This is a genomic window from Modestobacter excelsi (assembly GCF_005930495.1).
In the GTDB taxonomy this organism is placed as follows: domain Bacteria; phylum Actinomycetota; class Actinomycetes; order Mycobacteriales; family Geodermatophilaceae; genus Modestobacter; species Modestobacter excelsi.
In genome coordinates this window covers 66,566-90,452 of sequence record NZ_SJEX01000008.1, presented here as the reverse complement: position 1 = coordinate 90,452, position 23,887 = coordinate 66,566, and the positions used below count along the sequence as shown (strand labels likewise).

General features: G+C 74.4%; 22 protein-coding genes. 11 read left to right on the top strand and 11 right to left on the bottom strand.

The genetic code is table 11. The features are described from left to right. Window positions 1-106: 106 nt before the first annotated feature. Genes FHL80_RS05035 through deoC form a run of 3 tightly spaced genes read right to left on the bottom strand, consistent with a single transcriptional unit; the run spans window position 107 to window position 3,414 of the window. On the bottom strand, window positions 107-973 hold the full coding sequence (locus FHL80_RS05035) for an aldehyde dehydrogenase family protein (protein ID WP_138732362.1): 867 nt from the start codon (window positions 971-973) through the stop codon (window positions 107-109). After that, window positions 973-2,415 carry an aldehyde dehydrogenase family protein gene (locus FHL80_RS05030; protein WP_138732361.1) on the bottom strand — a complete coding sequence of 481 codons (1,443 nt, stop codon included), beginning with the start codon at window positions 2,413-2,415 and terminating at the stop codon, window positions 973-975. Before FHL80_RS05030 ends, FHL80_RS05035 begins: the two co-directional genes overlap by 1 nt. A 3-nt stretch (window positions 2,416-2,418) precedes the next feature. Then, window positions 2,419-3,414, bottom strand: coding sequence for a deoxyribose-phosphate aldolase (gene deoC, locus FHL80_RS05025; protein ID WP_246078465.1), 996 nt, complete (start codon window positions 3,412-3,414; stop codon window positions 2,419-2,421). A gap of 83 nt (window positions 3,415-3,497) precedes the next feature. On the opposite strand from deoC, the gene FHL80_RS05020 reads away from it, so the two are divergent. The 4 genes from FHL80_RS05020 to FHL80_RS05005 all read left to right on the top strand — a co-directional run bounded on the left by FHL80_RS05020 (window position 3,498) and on the right by FHL80_RS05005 (window position 6,873). Further along, entirely contained in the window at window positions 3,498-4,610 is a 1,113-nt protein-coding gene (locus FHL80_RS05020; RefSeq protein WP_138732360.1) for a calcium:cation antiporter, read from the top strand. 130 nt (window positions 4,611-4,740) lie between these two features. Beyond that, complete coding sequence (upp, locus tag FHL80_RS05015) at window positions 4,741-5,364, top strand: uracil phosphoribosyltransferase (RefSeq protein ID WP_138732359.1); 624 nt, start codon at window positions 4,741-4,743, stop codon at window positions 5,362-5,364. Window positions 5,365-5,448: 84 nt separating this feature from the next. Continuing rightward, window positions 5,449-6,336: a Gfo/Idh/MocA family protein gene (locus FHL80_RS05010; RefSeq protein ID WP_138732358.1), complete on the top strand. Its 888-nt coding sequence runs from the start codon at window positions 5,449-5,451 to the stop codon at window positions 6,334-6,336. 66 nt (window positions 6,337-6,402) lie between these two features. After that, the gene (locus tag FHL80_RS05005; RefSeq protein ID WP_216870429.1) at window positions 6,403-6,873 is read left to right on the top strand and encodes a DUF805 domain-containing protein; all 471 of its coding nucleotides are present in this window, start codon (window positions 6,403-6,405) and stop codon (window positions 6,871-6,873) included. A gap of 9 nt (window positions 6,874-6,882) precedes the next feature. Here FHL80_RS05005 and FHL80_RS05000 read toward each other — a convergent pair whose 3' ends face one another. Further along, entirely contained in the window at window positions 6,883-7,341 is a 459-nt protein-coding gene (locus FHL80_RS05000; RefSeq protein WP_138732356.1) for an Lrp/AsnC family transcriptional regulator, read from the bottom strand. A gap of 138 nt (window positions 7,342-7,479) precedes the next feature. Here FHL80_RS05000 and FHL80_RS04995 point away from each other — a divergent pair, with 138 nt between their 5' ends. Further along, on the top strand, window positions 7,480-8,751 hold the full coding sequence (locus tag FHL80_RS04995) for an ArgE/DapE family deacylase (RefSeq protein WP_138732355.1): 1,272 nt from the start codon (window positions 7,480-7,482) through the stop codon (window positions 8,749-8,751). 4 nt (window positions 8,752-8,755) lie between these two features. Here FHL80_RS04995 and FHL80_RS04990 read toward each other — a convergent pair whose 3' ends face one another. The 3 genes from FHL80_RS04990 to FHL80_RS04975 form a co-directional block, all read right to left on the bottom strand. After that, window positions 8,756-10,384 (bottom strand): phospho-sugar mutase, encoded by a 1,629-nt coding sequence (locus FHL80_RS04990; RefSeq protein WP_138732354.1) that lies wholly within the window; start codon window positions 10,382-10,384, stop codon window positions 8,756-8,758. After that, entirely contained in the window at window positions 10,381-11,238 is an 858-nt protein-coding gene (locus tag FHL80_RS04985) for an NAD-dependent epimerase/dehydratase family protein (RefSeq protein ID WP_138732353.1), read from the bottom strand. The genes FHL80_RS04990 and FHL80_RS04985 overlap by 4 nt, the downstream gene beginning before the upstream one ends. A gap of 105 nt (window positions 11,239-11,343) precedes the next feature. Next, the gene (locus FHL80_RS04975) at window positions 11,344-12,192 is read right to left on the bottom strand and encodes a purine-nucleoside phosphorylase (RefSeq protein ID WP_138732352.1); all 849 of its coding nucleotides are present in this window, start codon (window positions 12,190-12,192) and stop codon (window positions 11,344-11,346) included. 109 nt (window positions 12,193-12,301) lie between these two features. Between FHL80_RS04975 and FHL80_RS04970 the strand changes: the two genes are divergently transcribed. From FHL80_RS04970 to meaB, 5 genes are read left to right on the top strand one after another with little or no spacing between them, the layout of a single operon-like run. Next, entirely contained in the window at window positions 12,302-13,456 is a 1,155-nt protein-coding gene (locus FHL80_RS04970; protein WP_138732351.1) for a glutamate--cysteine ligase, read from the top strand. Beyond that, window positions 13,453-14,709, top strand: coding sequence for an amidohydrolase (locus FHL80_RS04965; protein ID WP_138732350.1), 1,257 nt, complete (start codon window positions 13,453-13,455; stop codon window positions 14,707-14,709). The genes FHL80_RS04970 and FHL80_RS04965 overlap by 4 nt, the downstream gene beginning before the upstream one ends. Before the next feature lie 36 nt (window positions 14,710-14,745). After that, window positions 14,746-16,692, top strand: a complete 1,947-nt coding sequence (locus tag FHL80_RS04960; protein WP_138732349.1) for a methylmalonyl-CoA mutase family protein — start codon at window positions 14,746-14,748, stop codon at window positions 16,690-16,692. Next, window positions 16,689-18,899 carry a methylmalonyl-CoA mutase gene (scpA, locus tag FHL80_RS04955; protein ID WP_138732348.1) on the top strand — a complete coding sequence of 737 codons (2,211 nt, stop codon included), beginning with the start codon at window positions 16,689-16,691 and terminating at the stop codon, window positions 18,897-18,899. Before FHL80_RS04960 ends, scpA begins: the two co-directional genes overlap by 4 nt. A gap of 31 nt (window positions 18,900-18,930) precedes the next feature. Next, complete coding sequence (gene meaB / locus FHL80_RS04950; RefSeq protein WP_138732347.1) at window positions 18,931-19,926, top strand: methylmalonyl Co-A mutase-associated GTPase MeaB; 996 nt, start codon at window positions 18,931-18,933, stop codon at window positions 19,924-19,926. 5 nt (window positions 19,927-19,931) lie between these two features. On the opposite strand, the gene FHL80_RS04945 is transcribed toward meaB, so the two are convergent. From FHL80_RS04945 to FHL80_RS04930, 4 genes are all read right to left on the bottom strand, one after another. Continuing rightward, the gene (locus tag FHL80_RS04945; protein ID WP_138732346.1) at window positions 19,932-20,348 is read right to left on the bottom strand and encodes a GtrA family protein; all 417 of its coding nucleotides are present in this window, start codon (window positions 20,346-20,348) and stop codon (window positions 19,932-19,934) included. A 5-nt stretch (window positions 20,349-20,353) separates the two neighbouring features. Further along, window positions 20,354-21,067 (bottom strand): SDR family NAD(P)-dependent oxidoreductase, encoded by a 714-nt coding sequence (locus FHL80_RS04940; protein WP_246078464.1) that lies wholly within the window; start codon window positions 21,065-21,067, stop codon window positions 20,354-20,356. Beyond that, entirely contained in the window at window positions 21,060-21,743 is a 684-nt protein-coding gene (locus tag FHL80_RS04935) for an IspD/TarI family cytidylyltransferase (RefSeq protein WP_138732345.1), read from the bottom strand. The genes FHL80_RS04940 and FHL80_RS04935 overlap by 8 nt, the downstream gene beginning before the upstream one ends. A 104-nt stretch (window positions 21,744-21,847) precedes the next feature. Next, on the bottom strand, window positions 21,848-22,321 hold the full coding sequence (locus FHL80_RS04930) for a gamma-glutamylcyclotransferase family protein (RefSeq protein WP_138732344.1): 474 nt from the start codon (window positions 22,319-22,321) through the stop codon (window positions 21,848-21,850). Window positions 22,322-22,426: 105 nt separating this feature from the next. Between FHL80_RS04930 and FHL80_RS04925 the strand changes: the two genes are divergently transcribed. Then, entirely contained in the window at window positions 22,427-23,836 is a 1,410-nt protein-coding gene (locus FHL80_RS04925) for an NAD(P)H-quinone dehydrogenase (RefSeq protein WP_138732343.1), read from the top strand. Window positions 23,837-23,887: the final 51 nt, after the last annotated feature.

Sequence of the window (23,887 nt, the reverse complement as noted above, 5' to 3'; positions counted from 1 at the left end):
GCCCGCATGGCGGTGTCGACGTGGTCCTACACGCCGATCGGATGCCAGTAGAAGGACCCCGTCCCCCCACCCTTCGCGAGCTCAGGGCGGGACCCGGGACGGGGCCTCACACGCCCATCGGATGCCAGACGGACTTCGTCTCCAGGAACGGGCGGAGCCGGGAGAGGCCGGGGTCGGCGGTCCAGTCCGGCTCCTCGGCGGGGGCCCGCAGCACCCGCTTGACCGTGCCGGCCGCGGAGCGCTCGAGCTCCATCGCCAGCGGCGCCGGGGCGCCCGCCAGGTCGATGGCGTCGACGTCGGCGTGCTCGGCCAGCCACGGGCCGATCTCGGCGGCGTCCCCGGTCAGCAGGGCGACCACACCCGCAGGGAGATCTGAGGTGGCCAGCACCTCGCCGAGGGTGATGGCCGGCAGCGGGCGGTCCCGGGAGCTGACGACGACGGCGGTGTTGCCGCCGGCCAGGACCGGGGCGAGCACGCTGACCAGGCCCAGCAACGAGCTGCGTTGCGGCGCCAGGACGGCCACCACCCCGGTCGGCTCGGGCAGCGAGAAGCCGAAGTACGGCCCGGCGACCGGGTTGGTGCTGCCCAGCACCGCGGCCAGCTTGTCCGTCCAGCCCGCGTACCAGACCCACCGGTCGATGGCGGCGTCCACCTCGGCCCGCGCCTTGGACGACGAGATGCCCTCGCCGGCGGCGACCTCCTCGACGAACTGGGCGGCGCGGCCCTCCATCACCTCGGCGACCCGGTAGAGCACCTGGCCGCGGTTGTAGGCGGTGGCCGCGGACCACGTCGCGAACGCGCCGCGGGCGGCGACGACGGCGTCCCGGGCGTCCTTGCGCGAGGCCCAGGCGGCGTTGGCCAGGAAGTGGCCCTTGGCGTCGCGGACCTCGTAGGTGCGACCGGACTCCGAGCGGGGGAACGCCCCACCCAGGTACAGCTTGTAGGTCTTGCGGACGGTCAGCCGGTCGGACATCAGTGGGAAGCCTCCAGGTACGCGGCCAGGCCCTGCCGGCCACCCTCGCGGCCGTACCCGGACTGCTTGTAGCCGCCGAACGGCGAGGTCGGGTCGAACTCGTTGAACGTGTTGGCCCACACCACGCCGGCCCGCAGCTTGCTGGTGACCGACAGGATCCGCGAGCCCTTCTCGCTCCAGATGCCGGCCGAGAGCCCGTAGGTGGTGTTGTTGGCCTTGGCGACGGCCTCGTCGGGGGTGCGGAAGGTCATCACCGACAGCACCGGGCCGAAGACCTCGTCGCGGGCGATCCGGTGCGCGGGCGACACGTCGGTGAAGACGGTCGGCTTGAACCACCACCCGCGCCCGGGCAGCTCGCCCTCGGGCTGCCAGCAGGTGGCGCCCTCGGTCTCCCCGAAGGCGGTCAGCTCCCGGATCCGGGACAGCTGCTCGGCGCTGTTGATCGCGCCCAGGTCGGTGTTCTTGTCCATCGGGTCACCGACCCGCAGGGTGCCGATCCGCCGCTGCAGCGCCGCGACCACGTCGTCGTGCACCGACTCCTGCACCAGCAGCCGGGAGCCGGCGCAGCAGACGTGGCCCTGGTTGAAGAAGATGCCGCGGACGATGCCCTCGACGGCCTGGTCGACCGGGGCGTCGTCGAAGACGATGTTGGCCGCCTTGCCGCCCAGTTCCAGGGTGAGCCGCTTGGACGTGCCGGCCACCGCGCGGGCGATGGACCGCCCCACCTCGGTGGAACCGGTGAACGCCACCTTGTCCACGTCCGGGTGGCTGATCACGGCGCGGCCGGTCGCACCGGCGCCGGGGACGATGTTGACCACACCCGGCGGCAGGTCGGCCTGCCGGCAGACCTCGGCGAACAGCAGCGCGGTCAGCGGCGTCGTCTCGGCCGGCTTGAGGACGACGGTGTTGCCGGCCGCGAGCGCCGGGGCGACCTTCCAGGCCAGCATCAGCAGCGGGAAGTTCCACGGGATGACCTGCCCGGCGACACCGAGGGGGCGGGGGGCCGGGCCGAGGCCTGCGTGCTCGAGCTTGTCCGCCCAGCCTGCGTGGTAGAAGAAGTGCGCCGCGGCCAGCGGGACGTCGACGTCGCGGCTCTCCCGGATCGGCTTGCCGTTGTCCAGCGTCTCCAGGACGGCGAACTCCCGGGCGCGCTCCTGCAGCAGCCGGGCGATGCGGAACAGGTACTTCCCGCGGTCGGCCGGGCGCATCGGCCCCCAGACCCGGGCGTAGGCGCGGCGGGCGGCCCGGACGGCGCGGTCGACGTCCTCGTCGCTGCCGGTGGCGACCTCGCTGAGCACCTCCTCGGTGGCCGGGTTGACGGTCTTCAGCGGCGCGCCGGTGCCGTCGGTGAACTCGCCGTCGACGAACAGGCCGTAGCTGGGCCGGATGTCCACGATCGAGCGGGACTCCGGCGCGGGGGCGTACTCGAACAGCTGTGTCATGGATCAGTCCACCGATACGTGGTCGGGGCCGCTGTAGTGCCCGGTGCGGAGCTTCTGGCGCTGCAGGAGCAGGTCGTTGAGCAGGCTGGAGGCGCCGAAGCGGAACCAGTCGGGGGAGAGCCAGTCGGCCCCGGCGGTCTCGTTGACCAGCACGAGGTGCTTGACGGCGTCCTTCGTCGTCCGGATGCCACCGGCCGGCTTGACGCCCACCTGGCGGCCGGTGGCGGCACGGAAGTCGCGGACCGCCTCCAGCATCACCAGGCAGACCGGCAGCGTGGCGGCGGGGGAGATCTTGCCGGTGGAGGTCTTGATGAAGTCACCGCCGGCGAGCATCGCCAGCCAGGAGGCGCGGCGGACGGCGTCCAGGGTGACCAGCTCGCCGGTCTCCAGGATGACCTTGAGGTGCGCGGACCCGCAGGCCTCCTTGACCGCGACGATCTCCTCGAACACGTCGAGGTAGCGGCCGGCCAGGAAGGCACCGCGGTCGATGACCATGTCGATCTCGTCGGCGCCGTTCGCCACGGCGTCCTGCACGTCGGCGAGCTTCACCGCCCGGCTGGCCCGGCCGCTGGGGAACGCGGTGGCGACGGCGGCCACCTTGACGTCCGTGCCGACCAGGGCCTGCTTGGCCACGCCGGCCAGGTCACCGTAGACGCAGACCGCCGCGACCGGCGGGCAGTCGGGGTCCTCGGGGTCGGGGCGGCGGGCCTTGGCGGCCAGCGAGCGGACCTTGCCCGGGGTGTCGGAGCCCTCCAGCGTGGTGAGGTCGACCATCGAGATGGCGGTGTCGATCGCCCACGCCTTGGCGGTGGTCTTGATCGAGCGGGTGCCCAGCACCTTCACCCTGTTCTCGGCGCCGACCTGGTCGACGCCGGGCAGGCCGTGCAGGAAGGCCCGGAAGGCGTCGCCCGAACGGGTCACGTCGGCGAACGGGTCCGGGAGGGGGCCGGTCAGGCTCCCCGCACCGGTGAGCGCGCTCGGGTCCAGCACGTGGGTCATGCCGCGCATTCTCCACTGCGTCCGGTGCCCGACTGCGTCCTGCTTGCCGGGGTGGCCACGGCCACTGTGGAACCGTGGGCCGCATGACGCCTGGGACCCGACGTCGTCCGCTGCCCGCTGCTCTGACCTGGACCACCGCCGTACCCGTGCTCGCCCTGGTGGTGCTCGCCGCCTCCTGGGGTCGCGACCTCCCCACCGCCGTGGTGGTGCTCGTCGCGGTGGTGCTGATCGGGGCGGTGCTGGCCGCCGTGCACCACGCCGAGGTGGTGGCGCACCGGGTGGGCGAGCCCTACGGGTCCCTCGTGCTCGCTGTCGCGGTGACGATCATCGAGGTGGCGCTCATCGTGACGCTGATGGTGTCCGGTGGTGACGACACCGCCGCGCTGGCCCGGGACACCGTCTTCGCCGCCGTCATGATCACCGCCAACGGCATCGTCGGGCTCTCCCTGCTGCTGGGGGCGCTGCGGCACGGCATCGTCTCCTTCAACGCCGAGGGCACCGGTGCTGCGTTGGCCACCGTGACCACCCTGGCCGTGCTCAGCCTCGTGCTGCCGACCTTCACCGAGGCCGAGTCGGGCCCGCAGTTCTCCCCGTCGCAGCTGGCCTTCGCCGCCGTCGCGTCGCTGGTGCTCTACGGCGCGTTCGTGCTCACCCAGACCGTCCGGCACCGGGACTTCTTCCTGCCTGTCGCCGAGGACGGTGTGGCGCTGGAGGAGGACAGCCACGCTGATCCGCCGAGCTCCCGGGCCGCGCTGACCTCGCTGGGGCTGTTGCTGGTCGCCCTGGTGGCAGTGGTCGGCCTGGCCAAGGTCGAGTCACCGGCGATCGAGGACGCCGTGGCCGCCGCCGGTGCGCCGCAGTCGTTCGTCGGCGTGGTCATCGCGTTGCTGGTCCTGCTGCCGGAGACGCTCGCCGCCGCCAAGGCCGCCCGGCGCAACCGGCTGCAGAACAGCCTCAACCTGGCATTCGGCTCGGCGATGGCGAGCATCGGCCTGACCATCCCGGCGATAGCGCTGGCCATGATCTGGCTCGACGGACCGTTGGTCCTGGGGCTCGAGCCGACGCAGATGGTGCTGCTGGCGGTGACCGTGGTGACCGGCGTCCTCACCGTCGTGCCCGGGCGGGCGACCCGGCTCCAGGGCGCGGTGCACCTGGCGCTGCTGGCCAGCTTCGTCTTCCTCGCCGTCAACCCCTGACGAACGCCGACGTGAGCCGGTCGACCTGACGGGGAGCCGCGCCGTGGCACGGCTCCCCGTCAGGTGGCACGGTCGGGCCAGGCCCGGCGCGGCAGGGGCGGTGATCACCAGGGCGGATACGGTGTGCGGCGTGCAGCTGACCGTCGTGGACCACCCGATCGCCCGCGCCCGCCTCTCCCGGATGCGTGACGAGCGCACGGACAACGCGACGTTCCGCGCCGCGCTGCGCGAGCTCACCCAGATGCTGGTCTACGAGGCCACCCGCGACCTCGAGGTCGCCGAGGAGCCGATCACCACGCCGGTCACCGACACCATCGGCTTCCGGCTGGCCGCTCCGCCGCTGATCGTGCCCGTGCTGCGCGCGGGGCTGGGCATGGCCGACACCGCCCACGGGATGCTGCCGGAGTCCCAGATGGGGTTCGTCGGGCTCGCCCGCAACGAGGTCACCTTCGAGCCGGAGCCCTACATGGCCTCGCTGCCGGAGTCGCTCGTCGGCCGCGCGGTGTTCGTCCTGGACCCGATGCTGGCGACCGGCGGCTCACTGGTGAAGTGCTGCACCCTGCTCACCGACCGCGGCGCGACCGACATCACCGTGCTCTGCGCGCTGGCCGCGCCGGAGGGCCTCGAGCGGCTGGAGCACAGCGGACTGCCGCTCCGGGTCTTCACCGCGAGCGTCGACGAGCGGCTCAACGAGCACGCCTACATCGTCCCCGGGTTGGGCGACGCCGGAGACCGCCAGTTCGGCGCCGTCTGACCGCAACGGAGTGAGCATCGCAGCGAGGGACGAGCGAGGAGCGGAGCGGAGTGGCCGTGGGCAGACGTAGGGAAGTGGCCTGACATGCGGTTCGGTGTGCTCGGTACCGGGTTCTGGGCCAGCGATGTGCACGCCACGTCACTGGCCGGGCACCCCGACGCCGAGCTGGTCGGCATCTGGGGTCGTGACCTGGCGAAGGCCAAGGCGGCCGGCGCGCAGTTCGACGTCCCGGGCACCGACGACGTCGACGCCCTGCTCGCCGACGTCGACGCGGTCAGCTTCGCGCTGCCGCCGGACGTGCAGGCCCCGCTCGCCGAGCGCGCGGCGTCCGCCGGGAAGCACCTGCTGCTGGAGAAGCCGGTCGCCCTGTCGGTCGACGCCGCGGACCGGGTGGTCGCCGCGGTCGACGCCGCGGGCGTCGCCTCGGTGGTCTTCTTCACCAACCGGTTCCGGACGGCGACCTCCACCTGGCTGGAGCAGGCCGCCCGGACCACCCTCGGCGGCGGCTCGGTCACCTGGCTGGGCTCGCTGGCCGGCTCACCGTTCGACACCCCGTGGCGGCGGGAGCACGGAGCCCTCTGGGACGTCGGCCCGCACGCGCTGTCGTTGCTGGTGCCTGCGCTCGGGCCGGTCGGCGCGGTGCAGGCCGGTCGCGGGCAGGGTGACACCGTGCACCTGGTGCTCAGCCACCCCGACGGCCGGGCGAGCACGGTGACGGTGTCCTCGACCGCCGCCCCGCTGGCGTCGGGCATCGAGACCTGGGTGCACGGCGATGCCGGCCGGCTGGTCCTGCTGCCCGAGGGGCGGGTCGCGGTGGAGGCGCACCAGGTCGCGGTCACCGAACTGCAGGCCGCCGCGCTCACCGGGGGCGCCCACCCGTGCGACGTGCACTTCGGCCGGGACGTCGTCGCTGTGCTGGAGGCCGCGCAGCGTGCCCTGGACACCGGCTGCCGGGAGGCCGTCGGCGGCTGACGTCCATCGCCCACTGGCGCGGGACGTCCTCCCGCGCGCCTGGCACGAACAGGGGAGACTGACGTCGTGAGCTTCTGGCAGTGGTACGTGCGCCGTGGGCGCATCGACCGGCGCACCTGGTGGCTGCAGTACACGGCGCCGCTGGCCGGCCTGGCCGTGCTGGGCTTGTTCGCCGACCTCGCCATGGGCGACAGCGACCTCGACGCGATCGCGGCCGGCGGGTCGCCGTACGGGCCGATCGTGCTCGCCGTCGGGCTGCTCACCCTGCCGGCGTCGATCTCGTCCAGCGCTGCCCGGCTGCACGACCGCGGCATGCCGGCCTGGTGGCTGCTGCTCGGGCTGGTGCCCTACGTCGGCGGCCTCGCCCTGCTGGTGCTCAACGGGTTCCTGCGCGGGGACGCCGGCGCGAACCGCTACGGCCCCGCGCACGGTGCCGCCTACGGCCCGGTCGCCCAGCAGCCGCTGTACCCGCCACCGGCGGCTCCGCCCTCCGGGCCACCGGTCCCGCCGCCGTCCGCCCCGCCCTACTGGGGCTGACCGGCCTGCTCAGTGCGGGCCGTCGGTCGTCAGCGGGGTCGGCCGGGACAGCAGGCTGCTCAGCAGCAGCACCGTGTTGGTCTGCTGCACGTAGGGCAGGTCGCGCAGTCGGCTGATCACCCGTTCCAGGTGCCCGGCGTCGGAGGCGACCACCCGCAGCATCGCGTCGGCACCGCCGGAGACCGTCGAGGCCGAGACCACCTCGGGCATGGCGTCCAGGTCCCGGCGCATCCGCTCGAACGGCACCGTGCCGGTGGTGAACAGCTCGACGGACGCCGACAGCGCCCAGCCCATGACCACCGGGTCGACCACTGCGGTGAACCCGCGGATCGCCCCGTCGCCGACCAGGCGGTCGACCCGGCGCTTCGTGGCCGACAGCGAGAGCCCGACCGCGCGCGCCAGGTCGGCGTAGGCCTCCCGCCCGTCGCGCACCAGCCGGGACACCAGCTGCCGGTCGATGTCGTCCACCGGTCGATCGTATTTCCTTGCGTCCACCGCCGAAAGGCGCGAGGAAGTCGCACGTGGACGCGCGCGTGCCGCAACATGGACGAAACCACCTGTTTCCTACGCTCGGCCACCAGCTGATCGTCGAGCGCCGGAGGACCCATGTCGCGACTGACCGCCCTCGAGGCCCGGGCGGTGGACGCCGTCGACCCCGACGGGCTGGCCGCCTCGCTGACCGAGCTGCTCGCCGTCCCCAGCGTCACCGGTTCCGACGCCGAGTCCGACGTGCAGCACGTGCTCGCCAAGCAGCTGACCGCGCTCGGCCTGGACGTCGACCTGTGGTCGCTGGACCTCCCGGCGCTCACCGCGGCGCCCGGCTTCCCCGGCACGGAGGCCGCACGCAGCGAGGCGTGGGGGCTCGTCGGCACCGCGCACGGCGGCGGGGACCGGCCGGCGCTGGTGCTCCAGGGTCACGTCGACGTCGTCCCGCCCGGCGACCTCGCGCCGTGGGGCAGCGACCCGTTCGAGCCGACGTGGCGGGGACGGCGGGTGCACGGCCGCGGTGCCTGCGACATGAAGGCCGGCGTGGCGGCCAACCTGGCGGCGTACGCGGCCATCGCCCGGTCCGGCGTCCGCCTGCGCCGCGGGGTGGCGCTGCAGTTCGTCATCGGCGAGGAGGACGGCGGGCTGGGCGCCTTCGGCACGCTGCAGCGCGGGCACACCGGGGACGCGTGCATCATCACCGAGCCGACCAGCGGCACCCTGATCACCGGGGCGGCCGGCGCACTGACGTTCACCCTGCGGCTGTCCGGCCTGGCCACCCACGCCAGCACGCCCTACGCCGGGCACAGCGCGCTGGACTCCTACCTGCCGTTCCACCGGGCCCTCGCGGAGCTGGCGGAACGACGCAACCGCACCGTCGAGCCGCTCATGCGGGAGTACCCGGTGCCCTACCCGATCGTCGTCGGCCGGGTGCAGGCCGGTGACTGGTCGAGCAGCGTGCCGGACGTGCTGGTCGCCGAGGGGCGGCTGGGGCTGCGCATCGAGGAGGACCCGGACGCCGCCCGCCGCGAGCTCGAGCAGTGCGTCGCCGAGGTGGCCGCGCGCGACCCCTTCCTGCGCGACCACCCGCCCGTGCTCTCCTGGTCCGGCGGCCAGTTCGCCGGGGGCCACCTGCCGGCCGGGGCCGCGCTGCGGGACCTGGTGGCTGCCGGGCACGCCGACGTCACCGGCGGCGACCGGCTCCGCGAGCGGGGTGCCCCGTACGGCAGTGACCTGCGGCTGTACGCCGGCGCCGGCATCCCGACCCTGCACTACGGCCCCGGCGACGTCCGGCTGGCGCACGGCCCGCACGAGGCGGTCGACCTCGACGAGGTCGTCACCGTCACCCGCGCGCTCGTGCTCGCGGTGCTGCGGTCCTGCGGCGCGGGGTGACCGGCTACAGGCCGAGGGCGGCGGACATCTCCGTGCGCAGCCGGTCCAGCTCGTCGCTGCCCCGCTCGCGGGCGGCCGGCAGACCGTCGGCGTCCGGCACCGGGACGACGACCTCGAGATAGGCCTTGAGCTTCGGCTCGGTGCCGCTGGGCCGGACGATCACCCGGACGCCGTCCCCGGCCAGCCGCACGGCGTCCACCGGCGGCTGGGCGTCGGCGAGGTCGGTTGCCGTCACGTCCCGGCCGAGCAGCCGCGCCGGGGGCCGGTCGCGCAGCCGGACCATCGCGTCGGAGATCAGCGACAGGTCCTCCACCCGCACGGACAGCTGGCCGGTGGCGAACAGGCCGTGCTCGACCGCCAGCTCGTCCAGCCGGCCGGTGAGCGTACGGCCCTCGGCGGCCAGCTCGGCGGCCAGCAGCGCGACGGCCAGCGCGGCGGAGATGCCGTCCTTGTCGTGCGCCACGCCGGGGGTCACCGCGTAGCCGAGCGCCTCCTCGTACCCGAAGGCGAGCGGGGCCTCGGCCGAGCCGGCCCGGATGATCCACTTGAAGCCGGTCGGGGTCTCCTCCGCGGGCACCCCGTGCGCCCGGGCCAGCTCGCCCAGCAGGGAACCGCTGACGAGCGACCGCGCGTAGGTGCCGCGCACACCGCGGCGCAGCAGCCAGTCGCCCAGCAGCGCACCCACCTCGTCCCCGGTCAGCTGCCGGTCGTCGCAGACCACCGAGCAGCGGTCGGCGTCGGGGTCCTCGGCGATCGCCACGTCGGCGTCCACCTGCACGGCCAGGTCGACCAGCAGGTCGACCGCGCCGGGCTCCTCCGGGTTGGGGAAGGCCACGGTCGGGAACGCCGGGTCGGGCCGGTCCTGCTGGGCGACAGCGTGCAGCGGGGCGAAGCCGGCGGCGTCGAACACCCGGCGGGTCGTCGCCGAGCCCACGCCGTGCATCGCGGTGTAGGCGACCCGCAGCCGCTGACGGTCGGCCACCGGCACCCGGCCGGGCTGCAGCGCGTCGACGACCGCCGCCACGTAGTCGGCCTCGACGTCGTCGCCGAGGGTCAGCCAGTCGTCGGACAGCGGCAGCTCCCGGGCCGGTCCGACGGCGGCGATCGCCGCCTCGATCTCCCGGTCGGCCGGGGGCACCAGCTGCGCCCCGTCGCCCAGGTACACCTTGTAGCCGTTGTCGTCGGGCGGGTTGTGGCTGGCGGTCACCATCACGCCGGTGACGCAGCCCAGGTGCCGGACGGCGAAGGACAGCACCGGCGTGGGCAGCGGCCGGGGGAGCACCTGGACGGCGAACCCGACCGCGGCGAGCACCGCGGCGGAGGCGTGCGCGAACTCGGCGGAGCGTCGCCGGGCGTCGTAGCCGATGACGACCCCGCCGCCGGCGTGCCCGTGCGCGGCCAGCCAGGAGCCGAGCCCCGCCGCGGCGCGGCTCACCACGGCGGCGTTCATCCCGGCCGGGCCCGCACGCAGCGGTCCGCGCAGCCCCGCCGTCCCGAAGGTGAGCGGCCCGGTGAACCGGCGGGCCAGCTCGGCGGTGTCGCCCGCCGCGAGCAGCGCCTCGATCTCCGCCCGGTCGCCGGGGTGCGGGTCGTCGGCGGCCCACTCCCGGGCCGTGGCCAGCAGGTCGGTCATGACGGCAGCTCCCGGGCGCGGCGCTCGGCCTCGACGACGGCGTCGTCCTCGAATGTGGCGGTGGTGTACTCGCCGCCGACCCGGGTCAGCACCGGGTCGGCCGGGTCGGGCTCGCCGTGCGCCGCGAGGACGGCGGCGGCGTGGGTCTCGGCGTCGTCGACCGAGCGGTAGCCCAGCGCCTCCGCGGCGGTGAGGTCCCACCAGCGGCGGGTGTTGTCCGAGACGCCCCAGACGACGGCGAACCCGGGCTCGGGCGCGGTCAGCGCGGCGTCGACCAGCGCGACCGTGTCGGTGGGGGAGAGCCAGGTGGCGAGGTGGCGGACGGTCGTCGGCCGGGGGAAGGCGCTGCCGATCCGCAGGCAGACGACGTCCATGCCGTGCCGGTCGGCGTACAGCGACCCGAGCGCCTCCATCGCGACCTTGGAGACGCCGTAGAAGGTGTCCGGCCGGGGCGGCGCGTCGGCCTCGGTGAGCAGCCCGTGCTCGGGGCGGGGGGTGTACCCGGTGGCGTGGTTGCTGCTGGCCAGCACCACGCGCTGCACACCGGCCCGGCGGGCGGCCTCCAGTGCGCAGTACGTGCCCTCGATGTTGGTCGCGCTGATCGCCGGCCAGGTCGACTCGCCGACGACGCCGGCCAGGTGGACGACAGCTGCGGCACCGGTCGCGGCCTCGACCATCGCCGGCAGGTCGGTGACGTCGGCGACCAGCAGCTCCTCACCGGGGCGCGGGTCGGGCACGGCGACGACGTCGACGCTGCGCAGCGCCCAGCCGCGCTCCGGCAGCCCGCCGCGCAGCCAGCCGCCGATCAGCCCGGCCGCGCCGGTGACGAGCACCGGTCCGCTCACGGTGCCCATGGCTCGCTCCCGCGCGGTGCTCCGCTCCTCGCTCGTTCCTCGCTGCGATGCTCACACCGCTGTCCGCTCACGGTGCCCATGGCTCGCTCCCGCGCGGTGCTCCGCTCACGGCATCCGGCCGATCAACTCCACCAGGAACGAACCGAGCCGGCCGGCCGCGGCCTTGCCCGCGGCGAGCACCTCCAGGTGGTCCAGCGCCTCGCCGGTGATCCCGGCAGCGGCGTTGGTGACCATCGACAGGCCGAACACCTCCACCCCCGCGGCGCGGGCGGCGATCGCCTCCAGCGCGGTGGACATGCCGACCAGGTCGGCCCCGAGGGTGGTGAGCATCCGGATCTCGGCCGGGGTCTCGAAGTGCGGGCCGGGCAGGGCCGCGTAGACGCCCTCGGCCAGAGACGGGTCGATCTCCTTGGCCAGCGCGCGCAGCCGGGCGGAGTACAGGTCGGTCAGGTCGACGAACTCCGCACCGACCAGCGGCGAGCGCGCGGTCAGGTTGAGGTGGTCGCTGATCAGCACCGGCTGGCCGACCCGGTGGTCGGGCCGCAGCCCACCGGCGGCGTTGGTGAGCACGACGGTGCGCACACCGGCGGCGGCGGCGGTGCGGATGCCGTGCACCACCGGCTCCACGCCCCGGCCCTCGTACAGGTGGGTGCGGCCGAGGAAGAGCAGCACCCGCTGCCCGCCGACCTGCACCGAGCGGATCTCGCCGCCGTGCCCGGTCACCGTGGGGGCGGCGAACCCCGGCAGCTCCCCGATGGCGACGCTGGCCGACGCCGGCCCGAACGCCTCGGCGGCCGGGGCCCAGCCCGAGCCCATCACCACCGCGACGTCGTGCCGCCCGCCGCCCAGGGCTGCGGTGAGGTCGTCGGCCGCCCGGGCCGCGAGCGCGGCCGGGTCGGAGAGGCGGGTGGGGGTCCCCCGCAGGGCGTGCGGGGAGGGGGTCTGCTCGGCCACACCGGGGAAACTAGCGGGCGCCCGTCGGCTCCGCCGACAGCGGGCGTGCCGCCTGTGGACGGCAGGTCATCGCCCGGCGGGTGCCCACGTCCCTGCCTAGACTCGCCGCGTGCAGATACCCTTCCACTCCTCCGAGCGCTCCAGCCTGGGCGTCGAGTGGGAGCTCCAGCTCATCGACCCGCAGAGCCGCGAGCTCACCGCGGGAGCCACCGAGATCCTCGCCGACATCACCCCGGCCGGCCTCGAGGAGCACCCCAAGGCCAAGCACGAGCTGCTCCAGTCGACGATCGAGATCATCACCGGCATCTGCGGCACCGTGGCGGAGGCCAAGGCCGACCTGGCCGGCACCCTCGCCGAGGTCGTCGCGGCCGCCGACCGCCGGGGCCTGGGCGTGATGTGCGCCGGCAGCCACCCCTTCACGCGCTGGAACTCCCAGGAGATCTCGCCGAAGGACCGCTACGCCCAGCTCGTCGAGCGGATGCAGTGGCTCGCCCGCCGGCTGCAGATCTTCGGGGTGCACGTGCACGTCGGGGTCCAGTCGCCGGAGAAGGCGATCCCGATCGTCAACGCGCTGTCCCAGTACCTGCCGCACTTCCTCGCCCTGTCGGCGTCCTCGCCGTTCTGGGCCGGCTGCGACACCGGGCTCGCCTCGGCGCGCACCAAGGTGTTCGAGGGCATGCCGACCGGTGGGCTGCCGCACCAGCTCGCCGACTGGGCCGAGTTCGAGGAGTACATGGCGACCCTGATCCGGGCCGGGGCCATCGAGAGCGTCCGCGAGGTGTGGTGGGACGTCCGCCCGCACCCGGACTTCGGCACCGTGGAGCTGCGGGTCTGCGACGGCCTGCCCACCCTGGACGAGATCGGCGCCGTCGCCGCCCTGGCGCAGTGCCTGGTCGAGCAGTTCGACACCCAGCTCGACCGGGGCTACACGCTGCCCGCCCCGACCGAGTGGATCCTGCGGGAGAACAAGTGGCGGGCGGTCCGCTACGGGCTGGACGCCGAGATCGTCGTCGACGAGCAGGGCACCGTCGCGCCGGTCCGCGAGGCGATCGCCGACCTGGTCGAGGAGCTCACCCCGGTGGCCCGGCGGCTGGGCTGCGAGGCCGAGCTCGCCGACGTCACGCGGGTGCTCACCGTGGGCGCCTCCTACCAGCGCCAGCGGGCCGTCGCCGCCGCCTCCGACGGCGACCTGCTGCCGGTCGTGGACAGCCTGCTCGCCGAGATGCGCGACGGGTTGCCCGCGGCCTCGCCGGCGCGCCCGTGACGGTCCAGGGGGCGGACGACGTGACCGGCCGGCCCGGGGACGACGCCGGCGCCGCGGTGGACGCCTGGTCGCGGGCCCACCACGACGAGCTGGTCGCCGTCCGCCGGCACCTGCACGCACACCCGGAGCTGGGCTTCGCCGAGGTCGAGACCACCGCGTTCCTCGAGCAGCGGCTGACCGCCGCCGGCCTGCAGCCGCGGCGCCTCGAGAGCGGCACCGGGCTGGTCTGCGACGTCGGCGACGGGGACGGGGACGGGGACGGCCCGGTGGTGGTGCTGCGGGCCGACATCGACGCGCTGCCGCTGCAGGACCTCAAGGACGTGCCCTACGCCTCGACCCGCGACGGGCTCTGCCACGCCTGCGGGCACGACGTGCACACCACCGTGCTGCTGGGCGTCGCGCTCGTGCTGGCCTCGCTGGACCGGTTCCCCGGCACGGTGCGCTGCGTCTTCCAGCCGGCCGAGGAGCAGGTGCCCGGCGGCGGCCTGCAGATCGTCGACGAGGGCCTGCTCACCGGGGCCAGCCGCGCCTTCGCGCTGCACTGCGACCCGTCGCTCCCGGCCGGCATGGTGGGGCTGCGCACCGGCTCGATCACCGCGGCCTGCGACCGGGTCGAGGTGACGCTCACCGGTCCTGGTGGGCACACCGCCCGCCCGCAGCTGACCGTCGACCTGGTGCACGCGCTGGGCCGGGTGGTCACCGAGGTGCCGGGGCTGCTGTCCCGGCTGGTCGACCCCCGCTCCAGCGTCTCCCTGGTCTGGGGGGCGGTCAGCTCGGGGGTGGCGCCGAACGCGATCCCGCAGACCGGCACCCTGCGCGGCACGCTGCGCGTGCTGGACCGCGCGGTGTGGAGCGAGGCGGAGGACCTGGTGCGCCGGCTGGTCACCGAGGTGGCCCAGCTGTCCGGCGCCGGCGTCGCCATCGAGTACGTGCGCGGGGTGCCGCCGGTGGTCAACGACCCGCGCAGCGTCGCGCTGCTGCGCTCGGCGGCGCTGGAGACGGTGGGCAGCGAGGGCCTGGCCCAGTCGCCGCAGAGCATGGGCGGGGAGGACTTCGGCTGGTTCGCCGAGGTGCTGCCGATCGCGCTGGCCCGGCTGGGCACGCACGGCCGCGGCGAGCCGTTGGACCTGCACCGCGGGACCTTCGACGTCGACGAGCGGGCGATCGGGGTGGGCGTGCGGCTGATGGCCCGCACCGCCCTGCACGCGCTGGCGGCGGACGCCGCGGCGGTGCTCGGTAACGTGCCGCGGTAGAGGCTGCACAGGCACCTGAGAGGCAGGGACCCGATGATGCGTTCCACCGACCAGCAGACCGCGCGACCCGAGGGTGCGCCGCCGGCCGAACCGGCGGCGCCCGAGCTGCTCGAGCTCGCCGCGGAGTTCCCCGCCGCCGGCCGGGCCCAGTGGCGGGACCTGGTCGCGGGGGTGCTCCGCAAGGCCGGCCGGGACGAGCTGCCCGAACCGGTCGAGGACGCGCTGCGGGTGCCGGTCGCCACCGGTGTGACCGTCGCCCCGCTGTACACGGCCGAGGACGCCGGCGACCTGCCGTCGCTGGCCGGGGTGCCCGGCCTGCCGCCGTTCGTCCGCGGCTCGCGGGCCGGTGCGGCGGGGGTGACCGCGGCCGGTGGCGCCGACACCGAGGTGCCGGCCGGCTGGGACGTGCGGCAGCGGCACGCCGACCCCGACGTCACGGGCACCCGCGAGGCGATCGCGGCGGACCTGGACAACGGGGTCTCCTCGCTGTGGCTGGTGTGCGGGGAGGGAGCCGTGCCGGTCGAGTCGCTCGGTGAGGTGCTCGCCGACGTCCTGCTGGACCTGGCGCCGGTGAGCCTGTCCGGTGGCCTGCCGGCCGCGGAGGCGTTCCTCGCCCTCGTCGCCGGTCGTACCGACCTGGCGCCGGGGGGCTGCCTGGGCCTGGACCCGCTGGGGGTGCAGGCGGCCACGGGCGTGGAGCAGGACCTCACCGGCCTGGCCGACCTGGCGCGCCGGGCGCCGGCGGGGTGGCGCAGCGTGGTCGTCGACGGCACCGTCTTCGCCGACGCGGGCGCCTCGGCGGTGGAGGAGCTCGGCTGCGCGGTCGCCGCCGGGGTGGCCTACCTGCGGGCGCTCACCGACCAGGGCCTGGGCGTGGACGAGGCCTTCGGCCAGCTGGAGTTCCGGTTCGCCGCCAGCGCGGACCAGTTCACGACGATCGCCGGGCTGCGGGCTGCCCGCCGGCTGTGGGACCGGGTGGGCGAGGCCAGCGGCGTCCCCGCCGAGGCCCGCGCGATGCGCCAGCACGCGGTCACCTCCTCGGTGATGGTCACGAAGCACGACCCGTGGGTGAACATGCTGCGCACCACGGTGGCCTGCTTCGCCGCCGGCGTCGGCGGCGCGGACGTCGTCACCGTGCAGCCCTTCGACGCAGCACTCGGCCTGCCCGACGCCTTCGCCCGGCGGATCGCCCGCAACACCCAGAGCCTGCTGGTCGAGGAGGGGTCGCTGGCCCGGGTGCTCGACCCGGCCGGCGGCTCCTGGTACGTCGAGTCGCTCACCGAGGACCTGGCCCAGGCGGCGTGGGCGTGGTTCACCGAGATCGAGCGGGCCGGCGGGCTGGCCGCGGCGCTGTCCAGCGGTCTGGTCGGGGAGCGGATCGCCGCCGCCTGGGCCGACCGCGGGCACCGGCTGGCCACCCGGACCGACGCGATCACCGGTGTGAGCGAGTTCCCCAACCCGGCGGAGGTGCTGCCCACCCGCCGTCCGGCTGCCGCTCCGCCGTCCGGCGGGCTGCCCCGGGTGCGCGCCGCTGCGGCGTTCGAGGACCTGCGCGACGCGGTGGAGGCGGTCGAACCCCGGCCGCGGGTCCACCTGGCGACCCTGGGCCCGGTCGCGCGGCACACCGCCCGGGCGACGTTCGCGGCCAACCTCTTCGGCGCCGGCGGCCTGCAGACCTCCACCGGCGACCGCGCCGCCGGGTTCGCCGACGCGGGGACGACGGTCGCCTGCATCTGCGGCACCGACAGGGACTACGCCGCCGACGCCGCCGACCTGGCCGCCGAACTGCGGGCCGCCGGGGCCGGCCAGGTGTGGCTGGCCGGACCGCCGTCCCTGGACGTCGACGGCAGTCTGGACGGCATAGACGGGTACGTGTACGCCGGGTGTGACGCGATCGCGGTGCTGCGCCGCACGCTCGAGCAACTCGGAGTCCCCGACGAGGGCCATGGTGGCCACCATGGCCCCGAGGAGGTCACGACATGAGCACCATCCCGGACTTCGGCTCCCTGGAGCTGGGGCGGCCGCAGACGACGGCGACCCCGGCGGACTGGGCGCAGGCGTACGAGCAGGCCACCGGGCGGAGCGTGGCGGAGGCGACGTGGGAGACGCCGGAGGGGATCGCGGTCCCCCCGCTGGCCACCCCGGGCGACCTGGCCGACGTGGACTTCCTGTCCACCTGGCCCGGGATCGTCCCGTACCTGCGCGGCCCGTATCCGACGATGTACACCACCCAGCCGTGGACGGTGCGGCAGTACGCCGGGTTCTCCACCGCCGCTGCGTCCAACGCGTTCTACCGGCGCAACCTCGCCGCCGGGCAGAAGGGGCTGAGCGTCGCCTTCGACCTGCCCACCCACCGGGGCTATGACTCCGACCACCCCCGGGTGGTCGGTGACGTCGGGATGGCCGGGGTGGCGATCGACTCGATCCTGGACATGCGGCAGCTGTTCGACGGCATCCCGCTGGAGAAGATGAGCGTGTCGATGACGATGAACGGCGCCGTGCTGCCGGTGCTGGCGCTCTACGTGGTCGCCGCCGAGGAGCAGGGCGTCAAGCCGGACCAGCTGACGGGGACGATCCAGAACGACATCCTCAAGGAGTTCATGGTCCGCAACACCTACATCTACCCGCCCAAGCCCTCGATGCAGATCATCAGCGACATCTTCAGCTTCACCTCCACGCAGATGCCGAAGTTCAACTCGATCTCCATCTCCGGCTACCACATCCAGGAGGCCGGGGCGACCGCGGACCTGGAGCTGGCCTACACCCTCGCCGACGGGGTGGAGTACCTGCAGGCGGGCAAGGCCGCCGGGATGGACGTGGACGTGTTCGCCCCCCGGTTGTCCTTCTTCTGGGGCATCGGGATGAACTTCTTCATGGAGGTCGCCAAGCTCCGTGCCGGGCGGCTGCTGTGGGCCAAGCTCGTGAAGGAAGCAGGCGCGCAGAAGGACAAGTCCATGTCGCTGCGCACCCACTCCCAGACCTCCGGGTGGTCGCTCACCGCGCAGGACGTCTACAACAACGTCGTCCGCACCTGCCTGGAGGCGATGGCGGCCACCCAGGGGCACACCCAGTCGCTGCACACCAACGCACTGGACGAGGCCCTGGCGCTGCCCACGGACTTCTCCGCCCGGATCGCCCGCAACACCCAGCTGCTGCTGGCCCAGGAGTCCGGGACGACCCGGGTGATCGACCCGTGGGGCGGGTCGGCCTACGTGGAGAAGCTCACCTACGACCTGGCCCGCCGGGCGTGGGCGCACATCGGTGAGGTCGCCGCGCACGGCGGGATGGCGCAGGCGATCGACGACGGCATCCCCAAGCTGCGCATCGAGGAGGCCGCCGCCCGCACCCAGGCGCGGATCGATTCGGGCCGGCAGCCGGTGATCGGGGTGAACAAGTACCGGGTGGACGCCGACGAGGCGGTCGAGGTGCTCCGGGTGGACAACGCCGACGTGCTGGCCCAGCAGAAGGCGCGGCTGACCGAGCTGCGCGCCTCCCGCGACGAGACGGCCACCCGCGAGTCGCTGTCCCGGCTCACCGACGCCGCCCGCGCCGCCGCCGACGGCCGGCGCGACTCCTCGCTGGAGTCCAACCTGCTCAAGCTGGCCGTCGACGCGGCCCGCGCCAAGGCCACCGTCGGGGAGATCTCCGACGCGCTGGAGGCCGTCTACGGCCGGCACGCCGGGCAGGTGCGCACCATCTCCGGTGTGTACCGCGACGAGGCCGGCACCGACGGGGCGGTGGCCCAGACCCGCGACATGGCCGCCGCGTTCGCCGACGCCGAGGGCCGCCGGCCGCGGATCCTGGTGGCCAAGATGGGCCAGGACGGTCACGACCGCGGGCAGAAGGTGATCGCCACCGCCTTCGCCGACCTCGGCTTCGACGTCGACGTCGGCCCGCTGTTCCAGACCCCCGACGAGGTCGCCCGCCAGGCCGTGGAGGCCGACGTGCACGTCGTCGGCGTCTCCTCCCTCGCCGCCGGGCACCTCACCCTCGTCCCGGCGCTGCGCGACGCGCTGGCCGCCCTCGGCGCCGACGACGTCCTGGTCGTCGTCGGCGGGGTCATCCCACCCGACGACGTCCCGACCCTGCGGGAGATGGGCGCCGCCGCGGTCTTCCCACCCGGCACCGTCATCGCCGACGCCGCCCAGGACCTCCTGCGCACGCTGTCCGACCGCCTCGGCCACGCATGAGAAGGGCCGTGTCGGCCGACATGGCCCACCGGTGAGCGGGCCGGTGGACGTCACCGGGCTCGCGGACGGCGTGCTGGCCGGTGACCGGCGGGCGATGGCGCGGGCGATCACGCTGGTCGAGTCCCGGCGCGGGGACCACCGGGAGGCGGCCCAGGAGCTGCTCGTCGCGCTGCTGCCGCACGCCGGCGGCGCGCGCCGGGTCGGGATCAGCGGCGTGCCCGGCGTCGGGAAGTCGACGTTCATCGACACCCTCGGGATCTCGCTGACCGCGGCCGGCTCGAAGGTCGCGGTCCTGGCCGTCGACCCCTCGTCAGCGCGCTCGGGTGGGTCGATCCTGGGCGACAAGACCCGGATGTCCCGGCTGGCGGTCGACGAGCGCGCCTTCATCCGGCCCGCGCCGACCGCCGGCACGCTCGGCGGGGTGGCCCAGGCCACCCGGGAGTCGATGGTCGTGGTCGAGGCGGCCGGCCACGACGTCGTGCTGGTGGAGACCGTCGGGGTCGGTCAGTCGGAGGTGACCGTCGCGGAGATGGTCGACTCCTTCCTGTTCCTCACCCTCGCCCGCACCGGCGACCAGCTGCAGGGCATCAAGCGCGGCATCCTGGAGATCGCCGACGTCATCGCGGTGAACAAGGCCGACGGGCCCGGTGAGGTCGACGCCCGCCGCGCCGCCCGGGAGCTGGCCGGGGCGATCCGCATGCTGCGCGGGCGCGGGGACGGCTGGGACGTGCCGGTGCTCACCTGCGCGGGGCTGACCGGGCGGGGCCTCGACGAGGTCTGGGGGAAGGTCGTCGAGCACCAGGACCGGATGCGTGCCTCCGGGGAGCTCGCCGAGCGGCGCCGGGACCAGCAGGTGCGCTGGGTCTGGCAGATGGTCCGGGACGGCCTGGACCACCGGCTGCGCAGCGACCCCGGGGTCCGCGCGCTGACCCCGGAGCTGGAGGCGGCGGTGACCGCTGGCCGGCTCACCCCGGCGCTGGCCGCCAGCCGGCTGCTGGACGCGTTCCTGGGACCGTCGGCGGGCTGAGCGGCTCAGTCCTTGAAGACGACGGTCCGCAGCATCACGAAGTTGCAGACCGTCCCGAAGCCCTGCGAGATGGCCCAGGCCAGCGTCACCGTCCACCACCGGTCCGGCAGGACGGCGAGGGCCAGCGCGTTCACGCCGAGGATGACGAAGAACGTCGTGCCGTAGAGCAGCACGAACCCCAGCGCCCGGCGCCGGCCGCCCTCCACCCCGAACGCCCACCGGCGGTTGAGCGCGTAGGCGGTGCTGGTGCCGCAGACGAAGCTCAGGGCACGGGCGGCGTGCACCCACAGGCCCAGGTGCAGGGCCAGGGTGTAGACGCTGAGGTCGACGACGGCGCTGAGCACGCCGACCACCCCGAACCTGATGACCTGGCCGAGGAGGTCGTTCTCCCGCTTGCCGGCCGTCGTCGGCTGCTCGTCCACGGCTCTCACTGCCGCACGACGAGGTTGGCGCTGTCCACGAACCGGCCGACGTCCGTGCTGAGCATCTCGATGACCGCGGCGACGTCCTCGGGCTGCATGATGGTGCTCGGGTCCTCCTCGGGCGCCAGCGTGCGGCGCAGGTCGGTCGCGGTGCGGCCGGGGGAGATGCACACGACGCGCGTGCCGAAGATCGCCAGCTCCTCGCGCAGCACCTCGCTCATGTTGATCACGGCTGCCTTGGACGCGGAGTAGGTCAGCCAGCCCGACCGGCCGTGCAGACCGGCGGTCGAGGCGATGTTCACGACCAGGCTGAACCGGTTGCCGGCGTGCAGCAGGCCCTGGATGACGCTGAACGGGGCGTACAGGTTGACCGCCATCGTGCGCTCGAACTCGGCGAAGTCGATCTGGTGGACGGGCTCGGGCTTGGTGTAGCCGGCGTTGTTGACCAGCACGTCGACGTTCCCGTGGGTGGCGTGGACGAGGTCGACGAGGTCCAGGACGCCGGCCCGGTCGGCCAGGTCCAGCCGGTAGGGCCACACCTTGACCGAGGGGGACGCGACCTCGGTCAGGTGGGCGATCGCGGCGTCGAAGGCGGGGGAGTCCCGGGCGACGAGGACGACCTGCTCGACGTCGTCCCGGCGGGCGAAGCGCTCGGCCGTCGCCAGGCCGATGCCCCGTGACCCGCCGGTGACGAGCACGGTGCCCCGGCGGTCACTCATCGTCTGCCTGGCCGTGCAGCAGGGAGACGGCCAGGTGGATGTCCGTGGGGGTGGTGACCTTGATGTTGGTGTCCGCGCCGTCCACGAAGTGGACCGCCAGCCCGGCGGCGGCGAGCAGGGTCGCGTCCTCGGTGAAGACGACGTCCTGGCCGGCGGCGAACTCGTGGCCCTTCTTCAGGTCGGCGAGGCTGAACTTCTGCGGCAGCTGGACGTTGCGCAGCCGGTCGCGGTCCAGGTAGCCGGTGACCGTGTGCGTCGCCGGGTCGACCGGCGCCACGGTGAAGGTGAGGGGGGCCATGTAGCTCACGTTCCGCCCCGGCGCGGCGATCAGCCGGGCGAAGTCGGCGGACCGGACCAGCGGGCGGGCGGCCTCGTGCAGCACCACGTCGTCGTTCGTGCACACGTCCAGCGCGGCGGCCACCGACGCCTGCCGCGTCTCCCCGGCGGGGACGAGGTCCACCCGGGTGCGGATCGCGTAGTCGTGGACCAGGGCCGCGACGTCGTCGCGCCAGCCCTCCGGGTAGTTCAGCACGATCTGGTCGATCTCCGGCACGGCGTCCGCGGCCACCAGCGAGTAGACCAGGATCGGGATGCCGTTCACCTTGATGAACTGCTTGGGCTGCGGGGCACCCATCCGCCGTCCACTGCCGCCGTTGAGCAGCACGAGTGTGTACACGTTGATCCTCTGACTGGCTGAGGGGGAACCGGAGGCGGCTCGAGGGTAACCGGGACGGGGCGGCGTCCCGCCGCGCGCGGAGGACCCCCGCGACGGGTGGGGCGTCAGATGCTGGTGGAGCGGCAGTCGCGGCGGCGGAGCTCCAGCAGGTAGTCGGCGGGCGCACCGGCGGCCTCGGCCGCGTCGGCGATGGCGCCCAGGTGGCGGGCCGCGGGCAGCCCGCCCTCGAAGGCGTCGAGGGCGTAGGCGAAGGCCACCACGTCCCCCGCCAGGGTGTGCACCCGCAGCCGCACCTTGCGGTACAGGCCGTGGTCGACGCCCTCCCAGGCGTCCAGCGCCGACTCGTCGGCCTCGGTGAGGTCGTAGAGGGCGACGAAGACGCCGGCGTCCTCCCCACCCGACCCGGCACCCTCGGCCGGGACCAGGGTGGGCAGCGCGCCCTCCCAGCCGTACTCCTCCCCGCCGAAGGTCAGTCGCCAGCCCGGGATCCAGCCGGTGCCGGAGAACGGGGACGACGGGCAGCGCTGCAGCATCTGCGCGGGGTCCATGTTCGACCCGTACGCGGCGTAGAGGGCCATCCCACTGACGATAGCGAGCGCGCGGGGCCGAGGCCTCCCGGCGTCGGTCGCGGGCAGCGGGGACAATGGGCCCGGATCGTCGACCCAGACTGGAGACCAGCACTCATGACCCGCATCGTCATCATCGGCGGTGGCCCGGCCGGCTACGAGGCCGCGCTCGTCGCCGCCCAGCTCGGTGCGGACGTCACCGTGATCGAACGCGACGGCGTCGGGGGCGCCAGCGTGCTCACCGACTGCGTCCCGTCCAAGACCTTCATCGCCGCCGCGGGCGCGATGACCGCGGTCCGCGACTCCGCCGTCCTGGGGCTGCGCGGCACCGACCTGGGCACCGTGGGCCTGGACCTGGCGGCGGTCAACCAGCGGATCAAGGGCCTGGCGGTGGCCCAGTCCGCCGACATCCACGCCCGGCTGGAGTCCGAGGGCGTCCGGCTGGTCAACGGCCAGGGCCGGCTCTCCGACGACGAGCGCGGCCTGGTCGCGCACCGCGTCGAGGTGCTCGACCGGGCGGGCACGGTGGTCGAGGAGCTGGAGGGCGACGTCGTCCTCATCGCCACCGGCGCCGACCCCCGGGTGCTGCCCGGCGCCGAGCCGGACGGCGAGCGGATCCTGTCCTGGCGGGACGTCTACGACCTCGACGAGCTGCCCGACCACCTGGTCGTCGTGGGGTCGGGCGTGACCGGCGCCGAGTTCGCCTCCGGCTACCTCGAGGCCGGCGTCCCGGTGACCCTGGTCTCCTCCCGCGACCAGGTGCTGCCCGGTGAGGACGCCGACGCGGCGGCCGTCGTCGAGGAGGTCTTCCAGTCCCGCGGCGGGCGGATCGCCGAGCGCGGCCGGGCCGAGAAGGTGCTGCGCACCGAGAAGGGCGTCCGGGTCGAGCTGACCGACGGCCGCGTCGTCGAGGGCTCGCACGCGCTGATGACCGTGGGCACCGTCCCGAACACCGACGGCCTGAACCTGGCGGCGTGCGGCGTCGAGGTGACCGAGGCCGGGCACATCGTGGTCGACCGGGTCTCCCGCACCACCACCCCGGGGATCTACGCCGCCGGTGACGTGACCGGCGTCTTCCAGCTCGCCTCGGTCGCGGCGATGCAGGGCCGCATCGCGATGTGGCACGCACTCGGGGAGGCGGTGGCGCCGATCCGGCTCAAGACGGTCGCGGCCAACGTCTTCACCCACCCGGAGATCGCCACCGTCGGCGTGCAGGAGAAGTCGCTCACCGAGGGGGCGGACGTCGAGGTCATCCAGCTGCCGCTGGCCACCAACGCGCGGGCCAAGATGGGCGACCTGCACTCCGGCTTCGTGAAGCTGTACGCCCGGCGCTCGACCGATGTCGTCATCGGCGGTGTCGTGGTGGCCCCCGGGGCGTCGGAGCTGATCCTGCCGATCGCGCTGGCGGTCACCAAGGGGCTCACGGCGGGTGACCTGGCGCAGACCTTCGCGATCTACCCGTCGCTGTCCGGCTCGATCACCGAGGCCGGCCGCCGGCTCATGGGCATCGAGGACGAGCACAGCTGACCTGCGCACGGCGGGGCTGAGGCAGGGGGAGCGGGCACCCCGGCCGGGCGA